A 17,326-nucleotide genomic window follows, 5' to 3' on the forward strand; every position below is an offset into this window, starting at 1 on the left:
TGAAGAGTCTCGTTATCGTACTTCGGTAAAGAACATGCCGGAAGTGGAGAATGACATTATCGGATCGGGTGTCTCATCCGTCGTGGTGGATCCGGCCGGTCGTCTCGGTCAGCGGGCGCCCACCGCCGCCCCACCGCTGGGCGATGATCTCCGCGGCGATCGACACCGCGGTCTCCTCCGGTGTGCGCGCCCCCAGGTCCAGCCCGATCGGGCTGGACAACCGGTCCAGCTCGGCATCGGTCAGGCCCACCTCGCGCAACCGGTCCATCCGATCGTGGTGGGTGCGCCGCGAACCCATCACCCCGATGTAGCCCACCTCGGGCAACCGCAGCGCGACCTGCAGCACCGGAACGTCGAACTTGGGGTCGTGGGTGAGCACGCAGATCGCCGTGCGCGCGTCGATCGCGCCTTGTTGAGCCTGCTCGGCCAGGTACTTGTCGGGCCACTTGACGACGACCTCGTCGGCGCCGGGGAACCGTTCGGGCGTCGCGAACACCGGCCGCGCGTCGCACACCGTCACCCGGTAGCCGAGCAGCGAGGCCTGCCGGGCGAGCGCGCCGGCGAAGTCGATCGCCCCGAAGATCAGCATCCGTGGCCGCGGGGCGTGGCTGGCGACGAACACCTCCATGCCGGTTTCCTGGCGTTGGCCGTCGGGGCCGTAGGACAACACGGTCGTCCGCCCCGCGGCAAGCAGCCCTCTGGCGTCGTCGGTGACCGCGGCGTCGAGGCGCACTGAGCCGAGCGAGCCGTCGGTCGAGTCGGGTCCGATGACGAGCCTGCGCCCGAGGACCCGAGGATCGGGGTGGGTGATGACCGTCGCGACGGCGGTGGGGCGGTGCGCGGCGATGTCGTCGGCGACCGCCTGCAACTGCGGGAAGTTCTCGCGCGACATCGGTTCGGCGAAGATGTCGATGATGCCGCCGCAGGTGAGTCCGACGGCGAACGCGTCGTCGTCGCTGACGCCGTAGCGCTGCAACTCCGGCCGGCCCGAGGCGACGACCTCGTTGGCCAGTTCGTACACGGCCGACTCGACGCAGCCGCCGGACACCGAACCGGCAACCGTGCCGTCGGGGGAGACGACCATGGTGGCGCCGGGCTGACGGGGCGCGGACCGGATGGTGCGCACGACGGTTGCGACCCCCGCGGTGCCGCCGGCCCGCCAGACCGACAGCAGCTGCTCCAGTACGTCGCGCACGCTGGCAGTGTAGGCCGGATCGCCGCCGCCGCTGGGCGGATGCTCAGCAAGTTAAGGTGGATGCTTACTCGGCACGGGAACGAGGCCACGGATGCGACAGGTGATGGCCGCTCTGACGGTGACGTGCGCGGTGTGCGCGACGCCCGCGGTGGCCGTCGCCTCCCCGCAGCAGCCGGTGCCGCCGGTGTCCGACGCGGCGCGGGCCGCCGGTCTCGTCGACGTGCGGACGGCGGTGCCGGACGCGCTCGTCGATCTGCGCTACGCGACGCCCGACAACTTCGTCGGCGAGCAGCTGTACCCGTCGGACGCCCGGTGTCTGGTGCACGACTCGATCGCGGCGGGCCTTGCGGCGGCGGCCGACGCGCTGCGCCCCGACGTGCTGGTGTTCTGGGACTGCTATCGCCCCCACGACGTGCAGGTGCGGATGTATGAGGCCGTCTCAGATTCCGGCTGGGTGGCGCGGCCAGGACGCTATGCGCGCAGCCACGAGGCCGGCCTCTCGGTGGACGTGACGTTGGCGCGCGACGGCGAACCGCTCGACATGGGCACCGGCTTCGACGAGTTCGCGCCGCGTGCCAACGCCTACGCGACCGACGGCGTCAGCGCGGCCGCGCAGCAGAACCGGGCGCGGTTGCGCGAGGCGATGAGACTCGGTGGGCTCACGGTGTATTCGGGTGAATGGTGGCACTTCGACGGCCCCAACGCCTACGGCGACCATCCGATCCTCGACGTGCCGGTGAACTAGTCCGCCTTCTGCCACAGGCAGTCACCGCTCAGCGCGGCCTCGTACATCCTCGCAGGCACCGTGACGGACAGCGGTTGACCCGGCCGGCCCTCCGCGACCTGAGGCGGGCCGACGACGCCGGCGCTGACGACCTCCGACAGCACCGCGCGACACCGGCTTTCCGGATCCCGCGGGGTCGCGGTCCAATCGCCTTCGGCGACTTCGGGGTTGCGCTTGCCTTGTCCGCGCAGCGTGATCTCCGGCCCGTAGCTCAACCATCGGTCGTTCGGCGGCTGCGGCGTGGTGACCGGCTGCCACCGTCCGTCCCGGCAGGTCAGCGGCATCGTGGCGTCCGGAAGCACGGTCGCGACGCCGGACAGGTCGGGCGGGCACGGGGTATCCGGTTGCGGCGCAGTGGGATCAGCGGACGCAACCGCAGGTGCGGACAGCAGTGTCGCCGCCGTGACGAGCGCGATGATGTTGCGCCGCATGCTCATACCTTGTCGAGGTCGGTGCTCATCAGCATCACGTTGTACTCCGACCACAGCGACAGGTTCCAGTACAGCTCGGAACCGGTGCCCAGTGTGGACGGCGACCACGGGTGCATCATCGGTGCGTAGATTCCGCCGTTCTGCTGGCCCATCAGCACCTTCGCGCTCGACCACGGGCCTTCGGGGTTGTCGGCGGTGCGCATCACGATGTTGTTGAACTGGTCGCCGTGCAGCACCACGTACTTGTCGAGATGCTTGTTGTACTGCACCGACATCTCGCTGACCTGGTTGCCGACCTTGCCGACGCCGCAGGCGCCCCGGTCGACGCCGAAGACCGGTGTGGCCTTGCCGGGATCGTTCTTGTACCAGCCGGCGGGGGTGCTCCAGATCCAGGCTCTGGTTCCGCCGTTGTAGTACTCGTACTGGCTGACGTCGAGGATGTCCTTCTCGAGCACGCGGGCCACATACGCGGCGCCCTGACGCCCGTTCGGGGTGCCGTACACGTAGACGTAGCCATCCTCCCCGCGGACGAACGCCGACTGCTGGAAGTTCCTGTGACCGCTCCACGGGCTGTTGTAGCGCACGGAACTCGGTGCGACGGTCCAGTTCTCGCCGTTGTCGGTGGAGTAGGCGATCGCCGAGTAGTTGGTGGTCCACCGCCCCGGCGAGCCCCACTGGGACACCGACATGAAGCTGACGTACTGGGTCACTCCGAACTGGGTGCCGGGCGTCGGGAGCGCGATGCCCGCCGTCGGAATCAGCGTCACCCCGGTCGGCAGACCCGGCGCCGGGTGGATGATCTGCCTGGCGAACGTCGGGCTCGACAGCGGTGCGCCACCGAACATGTTGCCGTTGAACCATTCTCCGTCGGGAATCGACATTCCGTCCGCGAGATAGTCGTCGGCACTGCGGAAAATCGTGTTGAGCCGCCAGATTCCGCTCATATTGGGTCCGCTGAAGGTGTCGCCGACCGCGATGAGGACCTGGTGCTCGTTCCACGGCGTCGACGGGTCGTCCTCCATGCCGTTGTCCCACATGACGCCGATGTCGGTGCCCCACACTCCGAACCGTTCAGCGGTGTTGTTGGTCGGGTAGTTCCCGGTCACCCAGTCGATGAACTTGGTGGACGGGCTGAGTTGTTGGCCGGGCCGCGGGAAGCCCGGTCGCGGGTTGGCGGCCGCGGCGGCGGCGGCCAAGGCAAGGCTGGTGGTGGTCTGGGCCGCCGTGGATTCCGCGGCGCCTTGGCCGCTCAGCCCGGTGAGGAAGCTTTCGAACTCCCGGCGTGCGAACGCGAGCAGCCCCCACATGAGCACCGGCTGCGTCGGTCCCGTCGGCGCGGTGCCCGCCATCGGGTTCAGCACCCAGTTCACCACGTTGGAGACCAGCGTCGTCACCGCTGCGAACAGGTCCCGCGGCGGCGTCGACGTCGATGCCGGAGCGACCTCGGTGACCTCGGTCGCCGCCGACAGCGCGGCCATCTTGGGCGACATCATCACCGGGGAGGCCGCTGCCAGCACGCGCGCGTCGACGAACCGCGCCACGGTCTCGGTACGTCGAACCGGGGACGCCGGGTCGTCGAGGGATTGCGCGGTGCGCGCGGACGTGGTGGCGACCTCTTGGGCTGCCGTTGTCGCAGTGGTCGATGCCGCGCTGCGGGATTTCGTCGAGCTCGACGACGGTGAGGGCGCGGTCGGAGGGTCGTCGTCGGACGGTGGTTCGGCCGGCTCTTCGGGCTCGGCCGGTTCGGGGTCCGGCGTCTCGGAAGTGACCGCCTGCTCTTCTTCTTCGACTGCCTCGTCTTCGGCGCCGGAGTCCTCGGATGTCTCGGCGGTGGGCGAGGTGCCGGTGTTGGTCTGGGCCGTCACGACACCGGTCGTGCCTGCCGGCGCCTCCTCGGTGGATTCGTCGTCGGTCGTCGTAGCGGTCGTCGACCCGGTCTGTGACGGTGTCTCATCGCTCTCCGACTTCTCGGTCGCCGACTGGGGCGACGAGCTCTCCGCCGAGGACGTCGAGGTGCCCGAATCGCCGTCGTCGGCCAACGCCACCCCGTGTCCGGTGGCGATTGCCGTGCCGACGCCCAACGCGACAGCCAGTCCCCCGACGCGGCCGATATGAGCTGCGGCTCCCATGGTGTAAACCCTCCAGGTACTTCTCCCCCGTCAATTTGCCTTCGAGCAATTAAAGCGAACCTGGAAGATGATCACAGCAAAAGGGTCAAAAGTCTCAGAGACCACAGGGGACCCTGTGGTTCTGATCTTGATGGGCTTTTGGCTCGCCCCCAGGAGCACCGAGCAATGGCGTTCGGGCCGCTCGGTCAGAGTCCGCCGGAAATAGCGGGCAGAGGCGCTATGGCGTGATGCCCGCCTCGCGCAGCGCCTGCGCATAGAGGTCGGTGGCCTCGCTGAGGCCCTCGCCGACCCACGCGTCCACCACGCCGACCCGGTCGGCGACCAGTTGCGCCCGGTTCAGCCAGACCTGGAACTCGCCGTCACGGCGCAGTGCGTCGATCTGCTCCGTAGACCCCTGGATGAGGATGAAGCCGCCCAACTCGGTGCTCTGCGGTTTGAGGATCGCGGTGTCGAAGCGCTCGATCGCACCATCTTGGACGAGGCGGTCGAAGTATGCCCTCGTCTCCTGCAGCAGCGCGAGTGCCTGCGGTTCGCGCCCGGGCGTGGGGATGCCCCAAGCGATCCAAAATCCTGCTTCAGCCATTGGTTCCTTCTACACCACATGTGGCCGTCGGCCAATCGTGCGAGGCTCCTTGGATGCTCGAACGCCACCCACCAGGGCGCGCTTGGGCCGCGGTCGTGTTGCTCGCGATCGTCGGCACGCTCAATTACGCCGACCGGTTCCTGCCCGCGGTGCTGGCCGAGCCGATCAAACAAGAGCTGGCGTTGTCGGACACGATGATCGGCGTCATCAACGGGTTCGGATTTCTGGTCGTGTACGCGGTGGTCGGCATCGCGATCGCGCGGATCGCGGACCGGGGCGCGTTCGGTCTGGTGATCTCGGTCTGTCTGAGCCTCTGGGGCGCGATGACCATGCTCGGCGGTGCAGTGCAATCCGGGTTTCAACTGGTGCTCACCCGGGTCGGCGTCGCGATCGGGGAAGCGGGCAGTACCCCCGCCGCGCATGCCTACGTGGCACGGAACTTCGCGCCGGAGCGACGCGCGGCGCCGTTGGCCGTCATCACGCTGGCCATCCCGTTCGCAAGCGCCGCGAGCCTGATCGGCGGCGGCCTGCTTGCCCAGTCGCTCGGCTGGCGAACAGCTTTCGTGGTGATGGGTGTCATCAGCGTGTTGTTCGCCCCGCTGGTGCTGCTCGTGCTCGGGCGGCGCCAAACCATGCCGTCCGCGCCGTCGCAGGATGCGATGCCGCCGGGCAACCCGTGGGATCTGCTGACGAAGCCGGCGTTGCTGATGATCGTCGGGGGAGGGGCGTGCGTGTCGTTCGCGGGCTACTCGCTGACGGCGTTCGCGCCGGCGTATCTGGTTCGTACCCGGGGCATGTCGCTGGGCGAGGTCGGCGTGCAATACGGAGTGGCGAGCGGTCTGACCGGGATCGTCGGGCTCCTCGTGGTCGGCCGGATAGCAGATCGCTTGTCGGCCAGGGATCCTCGCTGGTTGCTCTGGCTGGTCGCGGTGATGATCGCGGCGCTGCTGCCGTTTTCGGCGCTGGCGTTTCTGGTCGAGGGCCGGGGGCTGTGCATCTGGTTCATCGCGATGAGCTACGTGATCGGCACGGCGTATATGGCACCGTCGATCGCGGCGATTCAGCGGCTGGTTCGCGTGGAGCAGCGCGCGACAGCCTCCGCGATCTTTCTCTTCTTCGGCGCCATCGTCGGCTCCGCTGGCCCGTTTCTCACCGGTGTCATCAGCGATGCGCTGACGGCCGACGTGGGCGTCATGTCACTGGGGCGTGCGCTGTTGATCGTTCCGGTGGCGCAGATCGTCGCGATGGGCTGCTACGCGGCGGCCAGCGGGCGGTTCACGCGCGACATCGTCGACGCACCGGAGTTGGCGGCGAGGACTTGACCGCCGCCGGGGCCGGCCGAGATTTGCTGTATCACGACGCTCCGGGGTGCGGTGCTGCGCTGATCAGCGTCGACTCGACGTGGTCGGTATCGATCTGGAATCGCGATCTGCCGGTCGGCCACCGCGGGGACGGGCAACCATTAACAGCCGCCGGCGCGGGAAAAGTCCTCGGGCCTTTCGGCAAACTCGCGGGGCGCGTCAGGATCTCCAGCTCTGCTACTCGAATTCGCTCCGGGCTTGTGGTTGTCGACCGGCGGATTGTTCGATAATCGCGTGGACACGTTCGAGTATCAAGTTATGTAGCAAATCCGAAAAGAGTCAGGACTATCGGTTGGGCTGCGCGTTTGGCGAAAGTGGAGCTCTCGTAGGCAACTTCTAGTACTCTGCATGAGACGTTACAATCGCGAACGGGCAGTCGCTTGAGGGTCGCAGTTACCACAAGCGCGGAGGGGGTTTTCTGAGTTCTCGTCGGCATACCGGTGAACAGGCAATTGGGGCGAGTTCGCCCATTGCCCGGATGCAGCATGCATGGGTCTGATGGTGACGATTGCTGGAATCGCCGTTCATGGCTCCGACGACGAACATTCGGCCTCCATGTCATTGCCCGCCGCGAACCAGTTCAGGCCCGCGCCGCGAGCGGATTGTTTGCCAGGACTCGATGAGACCCTGCAAGTGTCCTGGGAGCAATTCAGCGACACAGCAACGGCGCTCTGTGCGGCCTTGAATCGTCAACTCGTCGAGGCGCACGGGCTCACGTTGGCCGATGTCATGTTGCTGCGCTTTCTCGCCAACTCGTGTGACGGGTCCGCACGGATGGGCGAGATCGCCGAAGTGCTTGCCGTGATACCCAGCCGGGTCAGCCAACAGATGCGTCGACTGGAGGCGCGAGCGTTGGTGCGCCGAAGCAAGAGCCAGGAGGACCGGCGGGTGGTGCTCGCCTGCATCACCCCCAAAGGCCGGGACACGCTGAAACCGGCCCTCGCGGCATACGCCAAAGGGGTTCGCGCGCTGTATCTCAACCCGCTGACGCGTCAACAGATGACGGCCTTGGGTGACAGTTGCCGACGCATCGGCACCCCGCTGCGCGACCAGCAGGCCTGGATGAGGTCCGCACCCACTTAGCTCTGCGGTGTGGCCGCATCCCGCCGATGCGCCAGTGAAGCAGGCATCGCGGGCGGTGACGGTCGGCCACCATTTGCGGCCGGCACAACGCCCCGATCCGGAGTTTCGCCCGCTGACCTCCTGCGGAAGGATGCCCGAATAACCGATCTGTCGGCCAGAACGTGTTTCAAAATGCTTTCGGCAAGTACTTTCGGCTTGAAACTGTCTAACGCTGCCGTTATTTTGCCTGCCCTACAGGCCGCTCGACTGCCCTGCAGTTTCGTTCAGGGCTCAAATTGCCCGGCTTGTAAGCAGGCTGATCATTCCGTGAACCGAAGCCGGGATAGGGCCTATGGCCTGCGCTTTTCCGGTAATTTCTGGTCAGCCACCACCAGGGGGAAGTTGCGTTTGGCACAAGACGCCCGACGACAGGCAACGTCAGGTCCGACGCGACAAGATCCCGGGCATCGAGGTGTTCGTCTTCGGGCTAGAACGGAGCCATTCTGATGAACTCGGATGAGTACAGTGTGCCGCCTCCGCTCGACGCCACCAGTGTCGGCCCGTGGGAGAAAAACGACGGCCAAATCGAGCGGCATCTCTTCGGCACGCGCCGCGGCGATCAGGTGCCCGTTCAGATCGTCGGAATCCAGGATCTCAGCGGCGCAGTCGTCGCGAGAATGATCCGCGTTGGAGCCGAACAGGTGGAGCTTGATATCGCCGACGTTCACGAGCTGATCTGGACGCTGGCCGATGCCTGCAACGAAGCCGATCGCCTGACCCATCTGTCGAGCGACTTCGACCGCGACGTCTACGCGGACCTGCTACGAGATGTCGATTCGGCGTGAACGCCGGTGCCATGCGTCCCTCCAACCGCCACGAGCCCCGCGGCCAGGACATCACCGCGGCCCAGCTGCAGGACCTGCTGCGTCGCGACGCCGCGATCGCCACGGAATGGCTTGTTCGCCGGCGATCCCGCAGGTACGCCGATGACCTGGCGGCTCAGCGCAAACGTGCGCTCGCCTACATCGAATGGTGCGGAGCCGCATCGGAGGCGTTGGAACGAGGCGGGCCTTTCGACTACGCCGACTTCGTTCGCGAATGGCGAATGCAGGCAATCCGCAGCGACATCCGCGATCTGCCCCATCGCTTCGCGTGGGTTTTCGCCGCACAGATACTCCTGGCCATTTCGGTGACTCTGTTCGTCGCAGGCGTTCCCCTGGTGGCGATACCGTTGCTGGCCGGAGCCGTCTTCAGTGCGCTGCACATCTATCTGGCGGTTCCACCCGTGGTCGTCGGCCCCGACAGCGCGAAGCTGCCCCAGACCGCCGGCGATTCCGGTGTTCCGCGACCGTAGCGAGAAGCGCCGATTCCGCTGAGGCGAATCGCTGTTCACCCCTGGAAGCAACCAAACACCCGCCGCACCCGGTAGTTTCGCGATCGTGGCCGAGTTGATGAATCGCCAGATCGTGTTGCGGCGCCGGCCCAGCGGGCTGGTGCAACCCGATGACACCGAGCTGATCACCATGCCGGCGCCCGAACCTGCCGAGGGTGAAGCGCTGGTGCGCACTACCTACATCGGCATCGACGCCGCCGCGCGCACCTGGCTCAACGATCAGCCCGGCTACCTTCCGCCGGTGCAACTCGGCGAGGTCATCCGCGCTGCGGGGATCGGAGAGGTGGTGGCCTCCCGCTGCGACGCGTACGCCGTGGGAGACGTCGTCACCACGCTGACGGGGTTCCAGGAGTATGTGATCAGTCGCGACGACGTGTTCACCACACCGGTGCCCGGGCCCGCGGTCGACCAGCTCGCGGTGATGAGCGTGTACGGCCCGACCGGTGCCACAGCGTATTTCGGCATGAACGACATCGGTAAGCCGCAGCCGGGGGAGACGGTCGTGGTGTCCGCGGCCGCCGGGGCGACCGGGTCGATCGCCGGGCAGATCGCCAAAATCGCGGGAGCGCGTGTGGTCGGCATCGCGGGGGGGCCACAGAAGTGCCGGGCGGTGGTGGAGGACTTCGGTTTCGATGCGTGCGTCGACTACCGCGAGGACGACCTCAAGGCCGCCCTCAAGCAGCACTGCCCGAAAGGTGTCGACGTCTACTTCGACAACGTCGGCGGTGCGATCCTGGATGCGGTGCTGGGACGACTCGCTCCCAAGGCCCGCGTCGTGCTCTGCGGCGTCATCTCCAGCTATCTGACCGGTGAGCACCCCGGACCGGCGAACTACGTCAACCTGCTGTCGAAGACGGCCCTGATGCAGGGCTTCAACGCGCTCGACGAATGGGGCCGGTTCGACGAGGCCTTCGGCCCGCTTCGCGCGTGGGCGCAAGAGGGCCGGCTCGTTCACCGCCAGACGATCTTCGAGGGCATCGAGTCCTGTGTCGACGCATTGAACGGGCTGTTCACCGGGGCTAACATCGGCAAGATGCTGGTCAAAGTCAGCGAACCCAGCATCGCCGGATGAGTTCGACACCGGTGGTTTGACCAGCAAAAGATATGGGGTATTGGGTCACCGGGCGACGGCTGTCGCGCTTCTTATCGACGTTACCGAGTGATGTGTAGGAGTTGACTATGGACGTTCGGCGAAACGCTCGACTGCTCGCTGTTGCAGCGGCTACGTTCACGGCACTACTCGCAGGACCGGTCCCGCTCTCCGCCGCGCAGCCGCCGGCCCCGGCACCTGCCCCGGCGCCTCCGCCCTGTCCCGACGTGCAGCTCGTCTTCGCGCGAGGAACGGCCGAGGCGCCGGGTGTCGGCGGCATCGGGCAGTCCTACGTCGACGTCCTGCGGACGCAACTGGGACCCAGGACGTTGGACGTCTACCCCGTCAACTATCCGGCGAGCAGCGCTTTCGGTGACCGAATTCAATTCGCGCGCACCGTTATCGACGGCATTCGCGACGCGGCGATCAAGGTGCAGGACACTGCCGCGAACTGCCCCGACACCCAGGTCGTGCTCGGCGGCTTCTCGCAGGGCGCGGTGGTCGCCGGGTACGTGACGGCAGCCGAGATCCCCGAACAGATCCCGGCCGAGTACCGAGAGTTCATTCCGGAACCGATGCCGGAGGAGGTCGCGGACCACGTCGCCGCGGTGGTCCTGATCGGCATGCCCTCGGACCAGTTCATGCGCGACATCGGCGCCCCGCCGGTGGTGATCGGCCCGTCCTATGTGGACAAGACCCTGAAGCTGTGCGCCCCCGACGACACGATCTGCAACGGCGCGCCCGCGGGCGGTCCGTCATTTGCGCACAACGTCTACGGCGTCAACGGCATGGTCGGTGAGGCGGCGGCCTTCGTGATTGAACGGCTGTGACTAACCCAGCCGATGATTGAACGGCTGCCGCACCTTTCTGGCGTGCGCTGCCTCGTACGCGTTGAGAACATCGCGCGGTATCCGGCCATGAACGGCCACGCCGTGGCCGTGCGTCCAGGCCCACTGGCGAATCGCCGCCCGGCGCATGGCTGCGGCCTCGGCGCTGTTCAATGTCGTGCTGAATAGATGCCGACGCTGGCGGGAGGCTGTTTGGCGCGCCGACTTTATCCACGGAGCGAAGGCCTCTCGCAGCTTTGCGGCATTTTCCCGCGACAGGTAGATCTCGAACCGAACGCCGTCCAATTCGAACACCACTATCTCGTCAGCGGCGCTGATGCGGTCGAATTCGTCGACGGATGCCACCTCGGCTGTCACTGTCATCCCCCTTTTGCAGTGTCACGCCCGACGAAACGCGGCCCGCCAAGGGAAAGAGCGCGCATCACCAGCGCTCCACCCCTCGTCACATAACGAAGCGCTGGCTGCATTGGCGCAATTCCACTTATGACGGGCGCGCGTGCAGTCAGAGGGCAAAGTACCGCGACGAGGCTTCGCCTGAGGGCGGGTTTCGGAAAATAATTGACGCGTGCGTCGACCGCGATGAAGAGTTGTAAAGTACTTTGGTTCAACAATGGCAGATCAGCGTGCCAAAGCCCATTGTTCAGCAAACGTTTGGTGCCCACTCAATCGTTGCAACCGCAAAATTTCTGGCTGCTACATAGGCGCGCTCGACTTTTTGCCGGAATGGCGGCGCGCAATGTGCGCCACGAATGCGGCGAGGTGCAGGCGCCCCGATCCGATGGACTACTAATCGCTGTAGTAGTGACGCGGTATGGTTCGTTCTGTGAGCACCCCGAGAACACGCGCGCGCCGGTTGCGTGGTGGCCTGGTCGGCGGGTGTTCAGCGCTGTTGACCGTCGGGGCGCACACGGCCGTCGACGATCGTCTTCCCCACGGCGCCGCTCTGATGGTTGTCCTGCTGCTGTGTGCCACCGCGGGCGCTGCGGTGGGTACGGCAACGAAGGGCCGTGGGCACGGCACGCTCCTTGGAGTGGTCGCCGCACTGGGCGGCACCCAACTTCTCGGGCACTGGGCACTGGCGGTGTTCGGTGGCCATCAGCATGGACTCGCCGGGCTCGGGATGTCGCCGTCGATGGCGGCCGCCCACGCCGCCGCGGCAGTCGTGCTCGGGCTGGCGATCGCAGCGGTCGAGTACCTCTTCGTCGTATGCGAGTCGGTGCTCTGCTGGCTGCGCCTGTTCACGCTCGGGGCCGTGCGTGCGACGTCACGTGCTCGGTCCTGCACCACCAATAACGTTGTCGCGCAATCTGTCCTGCTGCGCTCGGGGCTGGGGATGCGTGCCCCGCCGAGCGCTGTCGCTTCGGCGCTCTAGTCGACGAATTCTCGTTTCTTCGCCATAGTGCTGACGGCTGCTGAGTAAGCCGCCGCAAGAGCGACCCCATTCTGCGTTGCGCCTTCTGCTGTGTCGGAACGCAGCCCGTACCTCCGAAAGCCCTTCCCATCCATGACAAACGCCACGACCGGCGGGGGGCGTGCCCTGCTGATCCGCCTGCATTTCTATGCGGGCGTGTTCATAGGTCCGTTCATCCTGATCGCGGCCGTGACCGGCCTGCTCTACGCCGTGATACCGCAGATCGACACCGCGGTGTATCGGCACGAGTTGACCGTCGACCGCGTCGGTGAACAACGCCTGCCGCTCGCCGACCAGATCACCGCCGCGCGCACCGCGTACCCCGCCGGCACCGTCGAGAGCATCCGGCCGCCCAACGGCGCCGGCGAGACCACACAGGTCAGATTGCGGGTCGACGACGTACCGCCGGATTACGCGCGCACGGTGTTCGTCGACCCTTACACCGGGGAGGTCCGCGGAGCGCTGACCACCTACGGCCAGTGGATGCCGCTGCGAGTGTGGTTCGACGAACTGCACCGCACACTGCACCTGGATTCCCTCGGACGAAACTACAGCGAACTGGCCGCGAGCTGGCTGTGGGTGATTTCGCTTGCCGGGCTGGTGCTCTGGTACCTCCACCGCCGGGACACCGGGCGCCTGCGCCGGCTGGCCACGCCCGACCGCGACAAGAAGGGCCGTCGTCGCACGCTTTCCTGGCACGGCGCGGTCGGGGTCTGGATCCTGGTCGCGCTGCTCGGGCTGTCGGTCACCGGCATCACGTGGTCGCGCTACGGCGGCGCATCCGTCGACCTCATCCAGCGGAGCCTGAACACCGCCGCGCCCACCGTGGACACCGCGCTGGGTCAGCGCGGCGGCTCGGCAGCACACCGGCACGGAGCCGCGGGCGACAGCTTGCTGCGCGGCGTCGACACGGTGATGCGCTCCGCCGAGCGGGCTGGGCTGATCGGACCGGTCTGGATGTACCCGCCTGCCGAGCACGGGCAGGCTTGGCGCGTCGAGGAGAACAAGCGCGACTGGCCGACTCGCCACGACGCCATCGCGGTGGACGCGGACACCGGCGCCGTCACCGACCGGGTGAACTTCGTGGACTGGCCGGTTCTGGCCAAGCTCACCGACTGGGCCATCGATGCGCACATGGGTGTGCTTTTCGGATGGCCCAACCAGATTGTCTTGGCGCTCACCGCGATCGGGCTCATCGCGATCGTCATCCGTGGCTACCGGATGTGGTGGCAACGCCGTCCGACGCGGGGCTCCGCGTGGGCAGTCGGCCGCCCGCCGCTTCGCGGAGCGATCCGCGGTCTGCCGCCGGCGGTGATTGTCGCGGTCGTCGTCGCCGCGGGAGTGCTCGGTTGGTTTCTGCCGCTGTTCGGGCTGAGCCTGGCGGCATTCGTGGTCGTCGATCTGCTGATCGGCGCGGTCAAACAACGGCGCGCTGCCGCCGACAAACAGAAGGAGTTCTCGGATGCATAACTCAGGATCAGGGGTGCTTGGTGCCACGCTTGCCGTAGTCGCACTGTTGACGTCGAGCTGCACGTCGCAGACCCACGAAGAGCCGCCGATGGCCGAGACGGTCACCATGGCCGACCAGTGGGCCAGCGCGGCGGACGCCGGAATGGCCGCGGTCTTCGGCACATTCACCAACACCGGCCACCACGACGCGCACATCGTCTCCGGCGAGTCATCGGTGGCGGGCCGCGTCGAGCTGCACGAGGTGACACCCGACGCCTCCGGCACGAAGACGATGCGCCAAAAGGACGACGGGTTCGTCGTTCCCGCGGGCGGAACGCGCGAGCTGGTTCCCGGTGGCGACCACGTGATGCTGATGGACCTGCGCGAGCCCTTGCAGCCCGGCGCGGATGTCGCGGTCACCGTGGTGTTCGAGGACGGCTCGACACTGCCCTTCACCGCACAGGTCCGCGAATTCGCAGGTGCCGACGAGGACTACCAGCCCTCCGAGCCGGCCACCCCGCATGACCATGGTTGAGCGGTCTGGGCGCGGCCGGTTCACGGTCAGCAGGCGGCGCCTCCTCGCCGGAGGTGCCGCCGCGTTGGCGGGCAGTGCCGCGCTCACGCAGTGTGCGAGGGGCCAGCCCGCCGCGGATCAGGCTGATTTCGGCACCGAGTCAGAGCCGTTCCATGGAAGGCATCAAGCGGGTATCGCCACCACACCGCAGGCGCACGCGCTGTTCGTCGCGCTGGATCTGAAACCGCAGACCGGGCGGACGCCGCGTGAGACCGTCGCGGCGATCCTGCGGCTGTGGACCGCCGACGCCGCCCGGCTCACCCAGGGCCGTCCCGCGCTGGCCGACACCGAACCCGAACTCGCCCACCGGCCGGCACGGCTCACGGTCACCGTCGGTGTGGGCCCGGCGGTGTTCGACCGCATCGGGTTGGCGCACCTGCGCCCGGCGACGGCAACCGACCTGCCCCGGTTCCGCACCGACCGGCTCGATTCGGGCTGGTGCGGCGGCGACCTGCTGCTGCAGATCTGTGCCGACGACCCCGTTGTCGTCGCGCACGCCGCCCGTGTCCTGCTCAAGAACGTACGCACCATGACGACACAGCGGTGGCGCCAGAGCGGTTTTCGCGGTGCGCGCGGATCGGATGCGTCGGGCGCGACGATGCGCAACCTGATGGGACAGGTCGACGGAACCGTGAACCTGACCGACGAGGCGGCGTTCGACCGCCACGTCTGGGATCACGGCGCTCAACAGCCGTGGTTCGCGGGGGGCACGATCGCGGTGGTGCGACGGATCCGCGCCGAAATGGATACCTGGGACCAGATCGACCGTGAGAGTAAGGAACTCGCCGTCGGTCGTCGGCTCGACAACGGAGCACCGCTGACCGGTGAGCAGGAGTTCGACGAGCCCGATCTCACCGCCAGCGTCAACGGGATTCCGGTGATCCCACCGAACTCCCATGTCGCGCTGGCCCGACCGCGCACCGAGGCCGAGCAGTTCCTGCGTCGGCCCTACAACTACGACGACCCGCCGCCGAGCGGGCTGACCACCGACAGCGGCCTGATCTTCGTCACATACCAACGCGCTCCGGCCGAGCAGTTCGTTCCGGTGCAGCAGCGCCTGGCCGAGGCAGACGCGCTCAACGAGTGGATCACCACGATCGGCTCCGCGGTGTTCGCGATCCTGCCGGGTGTCGACGACGGCGAATACCTGGGGCAGCGCCTCTTGGAGGCCGGGTCGTGATGATCACCGGGGCGTAGCCTGGGATTATGTGGTCACGTGCGGCGATCGTCGGCGCGGTGTGTGCCGCGGCGATCGCTGCCGCGCCCGTCAGCGCGGCCGATCCCGTCACGTATCCGGACACCGACGCGAACGGCGTCCCGACGAACAGGTCCGGTGGGCCCGTGCCGACTATGAACGGAATCCCGTGCGTGGGCGGGCACTACGGGGTGTGCTTCTCGTTCGCGCAGAATCAGCCGGTGCCCAAGAAGCCGCAGGCGATCGTCGGCCACAGCCCGACGGTGACGAACTAGCTCCCCACCACCCGGCGTCCTACAAAGGAACTCCGCCGAGGTGGTGCTCGAGTCTGGAGTCATCGGCTCGTCGTAGTATGGCCCTGGCTTACCGAGCCTGCCGCGTTAGCTCAGTTGGTAGAGCGTCGCCCTTGTAAGGCGAATGTCGAGAGTTCGAGTCTCTCACGCGGCTCCATTCTTGTCGGCCCTCGAGGCTAGCGTCTCGGTATGGCGATGACTTGTCTGGGATGCGGCCGAGACCTAATAGGTCGTCAACAAAAAGTGTTCTGCTCCAACGCATGTCAGCAGTCATACCGGCGGCGATTACTCTTGGATGCCTGGCTCGAGACCGGCGTCTGTGGTCGCACCTCATACCAGGGCAACTACGTTCGAGACTTCCTACATGAACAGCAGGGAGGCTGCTGTGCGATCTGCGGATTCAACGGCGAGTGGAATGGCCTGCCGCTCGCGATGATCATCGACCATATCGACGGCGACGCAACCAACAACCGTCGTGAGAATCTGCGGCTGGTATGTCCCGACTGTGACAGCCAGTTGTCGACGTACAAGGCGAGGAATCGCGGTAGCGGTCGTTATTACCGACGACAGCGGTACGCCGACGGCCAGTCCTACTGACGCTGCCGCCGACTGAGAGCTGCGTTTGTCGGGTTGCCGGTTCGGGTTCCTGTCATTGTCGACAGCCTCGAAGCGACGCCGGATGTCACTCCTCAGCTTCGATGATGCGCTGTGAGGTCACGGTCCGCGACGTCGTCCGCGCGCGCGGCCGGCGCCCCGGCAGCGGGATCCGGTCGGCGATGTTGCTCAGCGGATTGACCACCTGGGCCAGCGTGACGACGGCCTCGTGCAGGGCGTCGATCGTCGGCCCCAGCGCCTCGAGCCCCGGCGCCAGCCGGTTGAGGGTGTCGGCGACATCGGCCAACTTCAGCAGCGGCCCGTCCGGGTCGGTCAACGTGTCGAGCAGGCCACCTTCGGCCAGCAGCCGGTCGGCGACCCCGTCCTCGCGCAGGACCCGCTCGATCAGGCCGTCGTTGGCCAGCAGCTGATCCGCCAGCCCGCCCGGCGCGATGACCCGCGACAGCGCGCCGTCCTCGGTGGTCATCCGGTCGATCAGGCCGCCTTCCGAGGCGATCTGATCCACCAACCCGCCGGGCGCCAACGCCCGGGCCACGGGCCCGTTCTCCGCGGTCACCCGGTCCAGCAGACCGCCCTCCTCGGTGAGCTGATCGACGATGCCGCCGGGCTGCAGCAGGCGGTCGATCGGGCCGTTGGGCCGCAGAGCACGACCCAGCGGGGCGTCGTCGTCCAGCAGCCTGGCCAGCCGATTCGCGCGTTCCACCGCGTCATCGAGGCCGAGCATGTGCGCCACCGAGGCGTTGCGCGCCGCCGAACCCGGATCGCCAAGCGATCGCTGCGCCATGCCGATCGCACCGCTGGCCATGGAGATCCCCGCGTCGGCCATCGCGAGCCCGACGCGTACCGGGGCCGTCGCCAGGTCCGTCACGGCTTTGCCGAGGTTCATCGCACCAGTCTAGGGACTCGGCGGTAC

General features: G+C 67.1%; 19 protein-coding genes and 1 tRNA gene. 14 read left to right on the top strand and 6 right to left on the bottom strand.

All coding sequences use genetic code 11. The features are described from left to right. Nucleotides 1–73 precede the first annotated feature (73 nt). Nucleotides 74–1,195 carry an XdhC family protein gene (locus MELE44368_RS23015; protein ID WP_128110607.1) on the bottom strand — a complete coding sequence of 374 codons (1,122 nt, stop codon included), beginning with the start codon at nt 1,193–1,195 and terminating at the stop codon, nt 74–76. Nucleotides 1,196–1,298: 103 nt separating this feature from the next. On the opposite strand from MELE44368_RS23015, the gene MELE44368_RS23020 reads away from it, so the two are divergent. Then, a complete protein-coding gene (locus MELE44368_RS23020) occupies nt 1,299–1,940 on the top strand; it encodes a M15 family metallopeptidase (protein WP_241566741.1) in 642 nt (213 codons plus the stop codon). On the opposite strand, the gene MELE44368_RS23025 is transcribed toward MELE44368_RS23020, so the two are convergent. The 3 genes from MELE44368_RS23025 to MELE44368_RS23035 all read right to left on the bottom strand — a co-directional run bounded on the left by MELE44368_RS23025 (nt 1,937) and on the right by MELE44368_RS23035 (nt 5,122). Next, on the bottom strand, nt 1,937–2,410 hold the full coding sequence (locus tag MELE44368_RS23025) for a hypothetical protein (RefSeq protein WP_128110609.1): 474 nt from the start codon (nt 2,408–2,410) through the stop codon (nt 1,937–1,939). The two genes, MELE44368_RS23020 and MELE44368_RS23025, sit on opposite strands and share 4 nt — an antisense overlap. Before the next feature lie 2 nt (nt 2,411–2,412). Further along, nucleotides 2,413–4,539, bottom strand: coding sequence for a glycoside hydrolase family 183 protein (locus MELE44368_RS23030; RefSeq protein ID WP_128110610.1), 2,127 nt, complete (start codon nt 4,537–4,539; stop codon nt 2,413–2,415). A gap of 217 nt (nt 4,540–4,756) precedes the next feature. Further along, nucleotides 4,757–5,122 (bottom strand): hypothetical protein, encoded by a 366-nt coding sequence (locus MELE44368_RS23035; protein ID WP_128110611.1) that lies wholly within the window; start codon nt 5,120–5,122, stop codon nt 4,757–4,759. Between the two features lie 53 nt (nt 5,123–5,175). Here MELE44368_RS23035 and MELE44368_RS23040 point away from each other — a divergent pair, with 53 nt between their 5' ends. The 6 genes from MELE44368_RS23040 (at nt 5,176) to MELE44368_RS23065 (ending at nt 10,858) form a co-directional block, all read left to right on the top strand. Beyond that, the gene (locus MELE44368_RS23040; RefSeq protein WP_128110612.1) at nt 5,176–6,444 is read left to right on the top strand and encodes a spinster family MFS transporter; all 1,269 of its coding nucleotides are present in this window, start codon (nt 5,176–5,178) and stop codon (nt 6,442–6,444) included. A 528-nt stretch (nt 6,445–6,972) separates the two neighbouring features. Next, a complete protein-coding gene (locus MELE44368_RS23045; RefSeq protein ID WP_241566742.1) occupies nt 6,973–7,566 on the top strand; it encodes a MarR family winged helix-turn-helix transcriptional regulator in 594 nt (197 codons plus the stop codon). Nucleotides 7,567–8,051: 485 nt separating this feature from the next. After that, nucleotides 8,052–8,390 (top strand): hypothetical protein, encoded by a 339-nt coding sequence (locus MELE44368_RS23050; RefSeq protein WP_128110613.1) that lies wholly within the window; start codon nt 8,052–8,054, stop codon nt 8,388–8,390. Continuing rightward, on the top strand, nt 8,387–8,899 hold the full coding sequence (locus tag MELE44368_RS23055; RefSeq protein WP_128110614.1) for a hypothetical protein: 513 nt from the start codon (nt 8,387–8,389) through the stop codon (nt 8,897–8,899). Before MELE44368_RS23050 ends, MELE44368_RS23055 begins: the two co-directional genes overlap by 4 nt. 85 nt (nt 8,900–8,984) lie before the next feature. Continuing rightward, nucleotides 8,985–10,010: an NADP-dependent oxidoreductase gene (locus tag MELE44368_RS23060; RefSeq protein WP_128110615.1), complete on the top strand. Its 1,026-nt coding sequence runs from the start codon at nt 8,985–8,987 to the stop codon at nt 10,008–10,010. A 107-nt stretch (nt 10,011–10,117) separates the two neighbouring features. Beyond that, complete coding sequence (locus MELE44368_RS23065) at nt 10,118–10,858, top strand: cutinase family protein (RefSeq protein ID WP_128110616.1); 741 nt, start codon at nt 10,118–10,120, stop codon at nt 10,856–10,858. Here MELE44368_RS23065 and MELE44368_RS23070 read toward each other — a convergent pair whose 3' ends face one another. Next, nucleotides 10,859–11,233 carry a histone-like nucleoid-structuring protein Lsr2 gene (locus tag MELE44368_RS23070; protein WP_164890206.1) on the bottom strand — a complete coding sequence of 125 codons (375 nt, stop codon included), beginning with the start codon at nt 11,231–11,233 and terminating at the stop codon, nt 10,859–10,861. A gap of 466 nt (nt 11,234–11,699) precedes the next feature. Between MELE44368_RS23070 and MELE44368_RS23075 the strand changes: the two genes are divergently transcribed. The 7 genes from MELE44368_RS23075 to MELE44368_RS23105 all read left to right on the top strand — a co-directional run bounded on the left by MELE44368_RS23075 (nt 11,700) and on the right by MELE44368_RS23105 (nt 16,395). After that, nucleotides 11,700–12,248 (top strand): hypothetical protein, encoded by a 549-nt coding sequence (locus MELE44368_RS23075; protein ID WP_128110618.1) that lies wholly within the window; start codon nt 11,700–11,702, stop codon nt 12,246–12,248. Nucleotides 12,249–12,380: 132 nt separating this feature from the next. Continuing rightward, nucleotides 12,381–13,757 carry a PepSY-associated TM helix domain-containing protein gene (locus MELE44368_RS23080; protein ID WP_128110619.1) on the top strand — a complete coding sequence of 459 codons (1,377 nt, stop codon included), beginning with the start codon at nt 12,381–12,383 and terminating at the stop codon, nt 13,755–13,757. Further along, nucleotides 13,750–14,271: a copper chaperone PCu(A)C gene (locus MELE44368_RS23085; protein ID WP_128110620.1), complete on the top strand. Its 522-nt coding sequence runs from the start codon at nt 13,750–13,752 to the stop codon at nt 14,269–14,271. The genes MELE44368_RS23080 and MELE44368_RS23085 overlap by 8 nt, the downstream gene beginning before the upstream one ends. Further along, nucleotides 14,264–15,490, top strand: coding sequence for a Dyp-type peroxidase (locus MELE44368_RS23090; protein WP_128110621.1), 1,227 nt, complete (start codon nt 14,264–14,266; stop codon nt 15,488–15,490). Before MELE44368_RS23085 ends, MELE44368_RS23090 begins: the two co-directional genes overlap by 8 nt. A gap of 26 nt (nt 15,491–15,516) precedes the next feature. Beyond that, the gene (locus MELE44368_RS23095; protein ID WP_241566743.1) at nt 15,517–15,780 is read left to right on the top strand and encodes a hypothetical protein; all 264 of its coding nucleotides are present in this window, start codon (nt 15,517–15,519) and stop codon (nt 15,778–15,780) included. A 99-nt stretch (nt 15,781–15,879) separates the two neighbouring features. Continuing rightward, a tRNA-Thr gene (locus MELE44368_RS23100) sits at nt 15,880–15,955 on the top strand. 32 nt (nt 15,956–15,987) lie between these two features. Then, on the top strand, nt 15,988–16,395 hold the full coding sequence (locus MELE44368_RS23105) for an HNH endonuclease (protein ID WP_128110622.1): 408 nt from the start codon (nt 15,988–15,990) through the stop codon (nt 16,393–16,395). A gap of 85 nt (nt 16,396–16,480) precedes the next feature. Here the strand turns inward: MELE44368_RS23105 and MELE44368_RS23110 are convergent, their stop codons facing one another. Continuing rightward, complete coding sequence (locus tag MELE44368_RS23110) at nt 16,481–17,299, bottom strand: hypothetical protein (protein ID WP_128110623.1); 819 nt, start codon at nt 17,297–17,299, stop codon at nt 16,481–16,483. Between the last annotated feature and the right edge of the window lie 27 nt (nt 17,300–17,326).

Source organism: Mycolicibacterium elephantis DSM 44368 (genome assembly GCF_004014805.1).
GTDB classification, from domain to species: Bacteria; Actinomycetota; Actinomycetes; order Mycobacteriales; family Mycobacteriaceae; genus Mycobacterium; species Mycobacterium elephantis.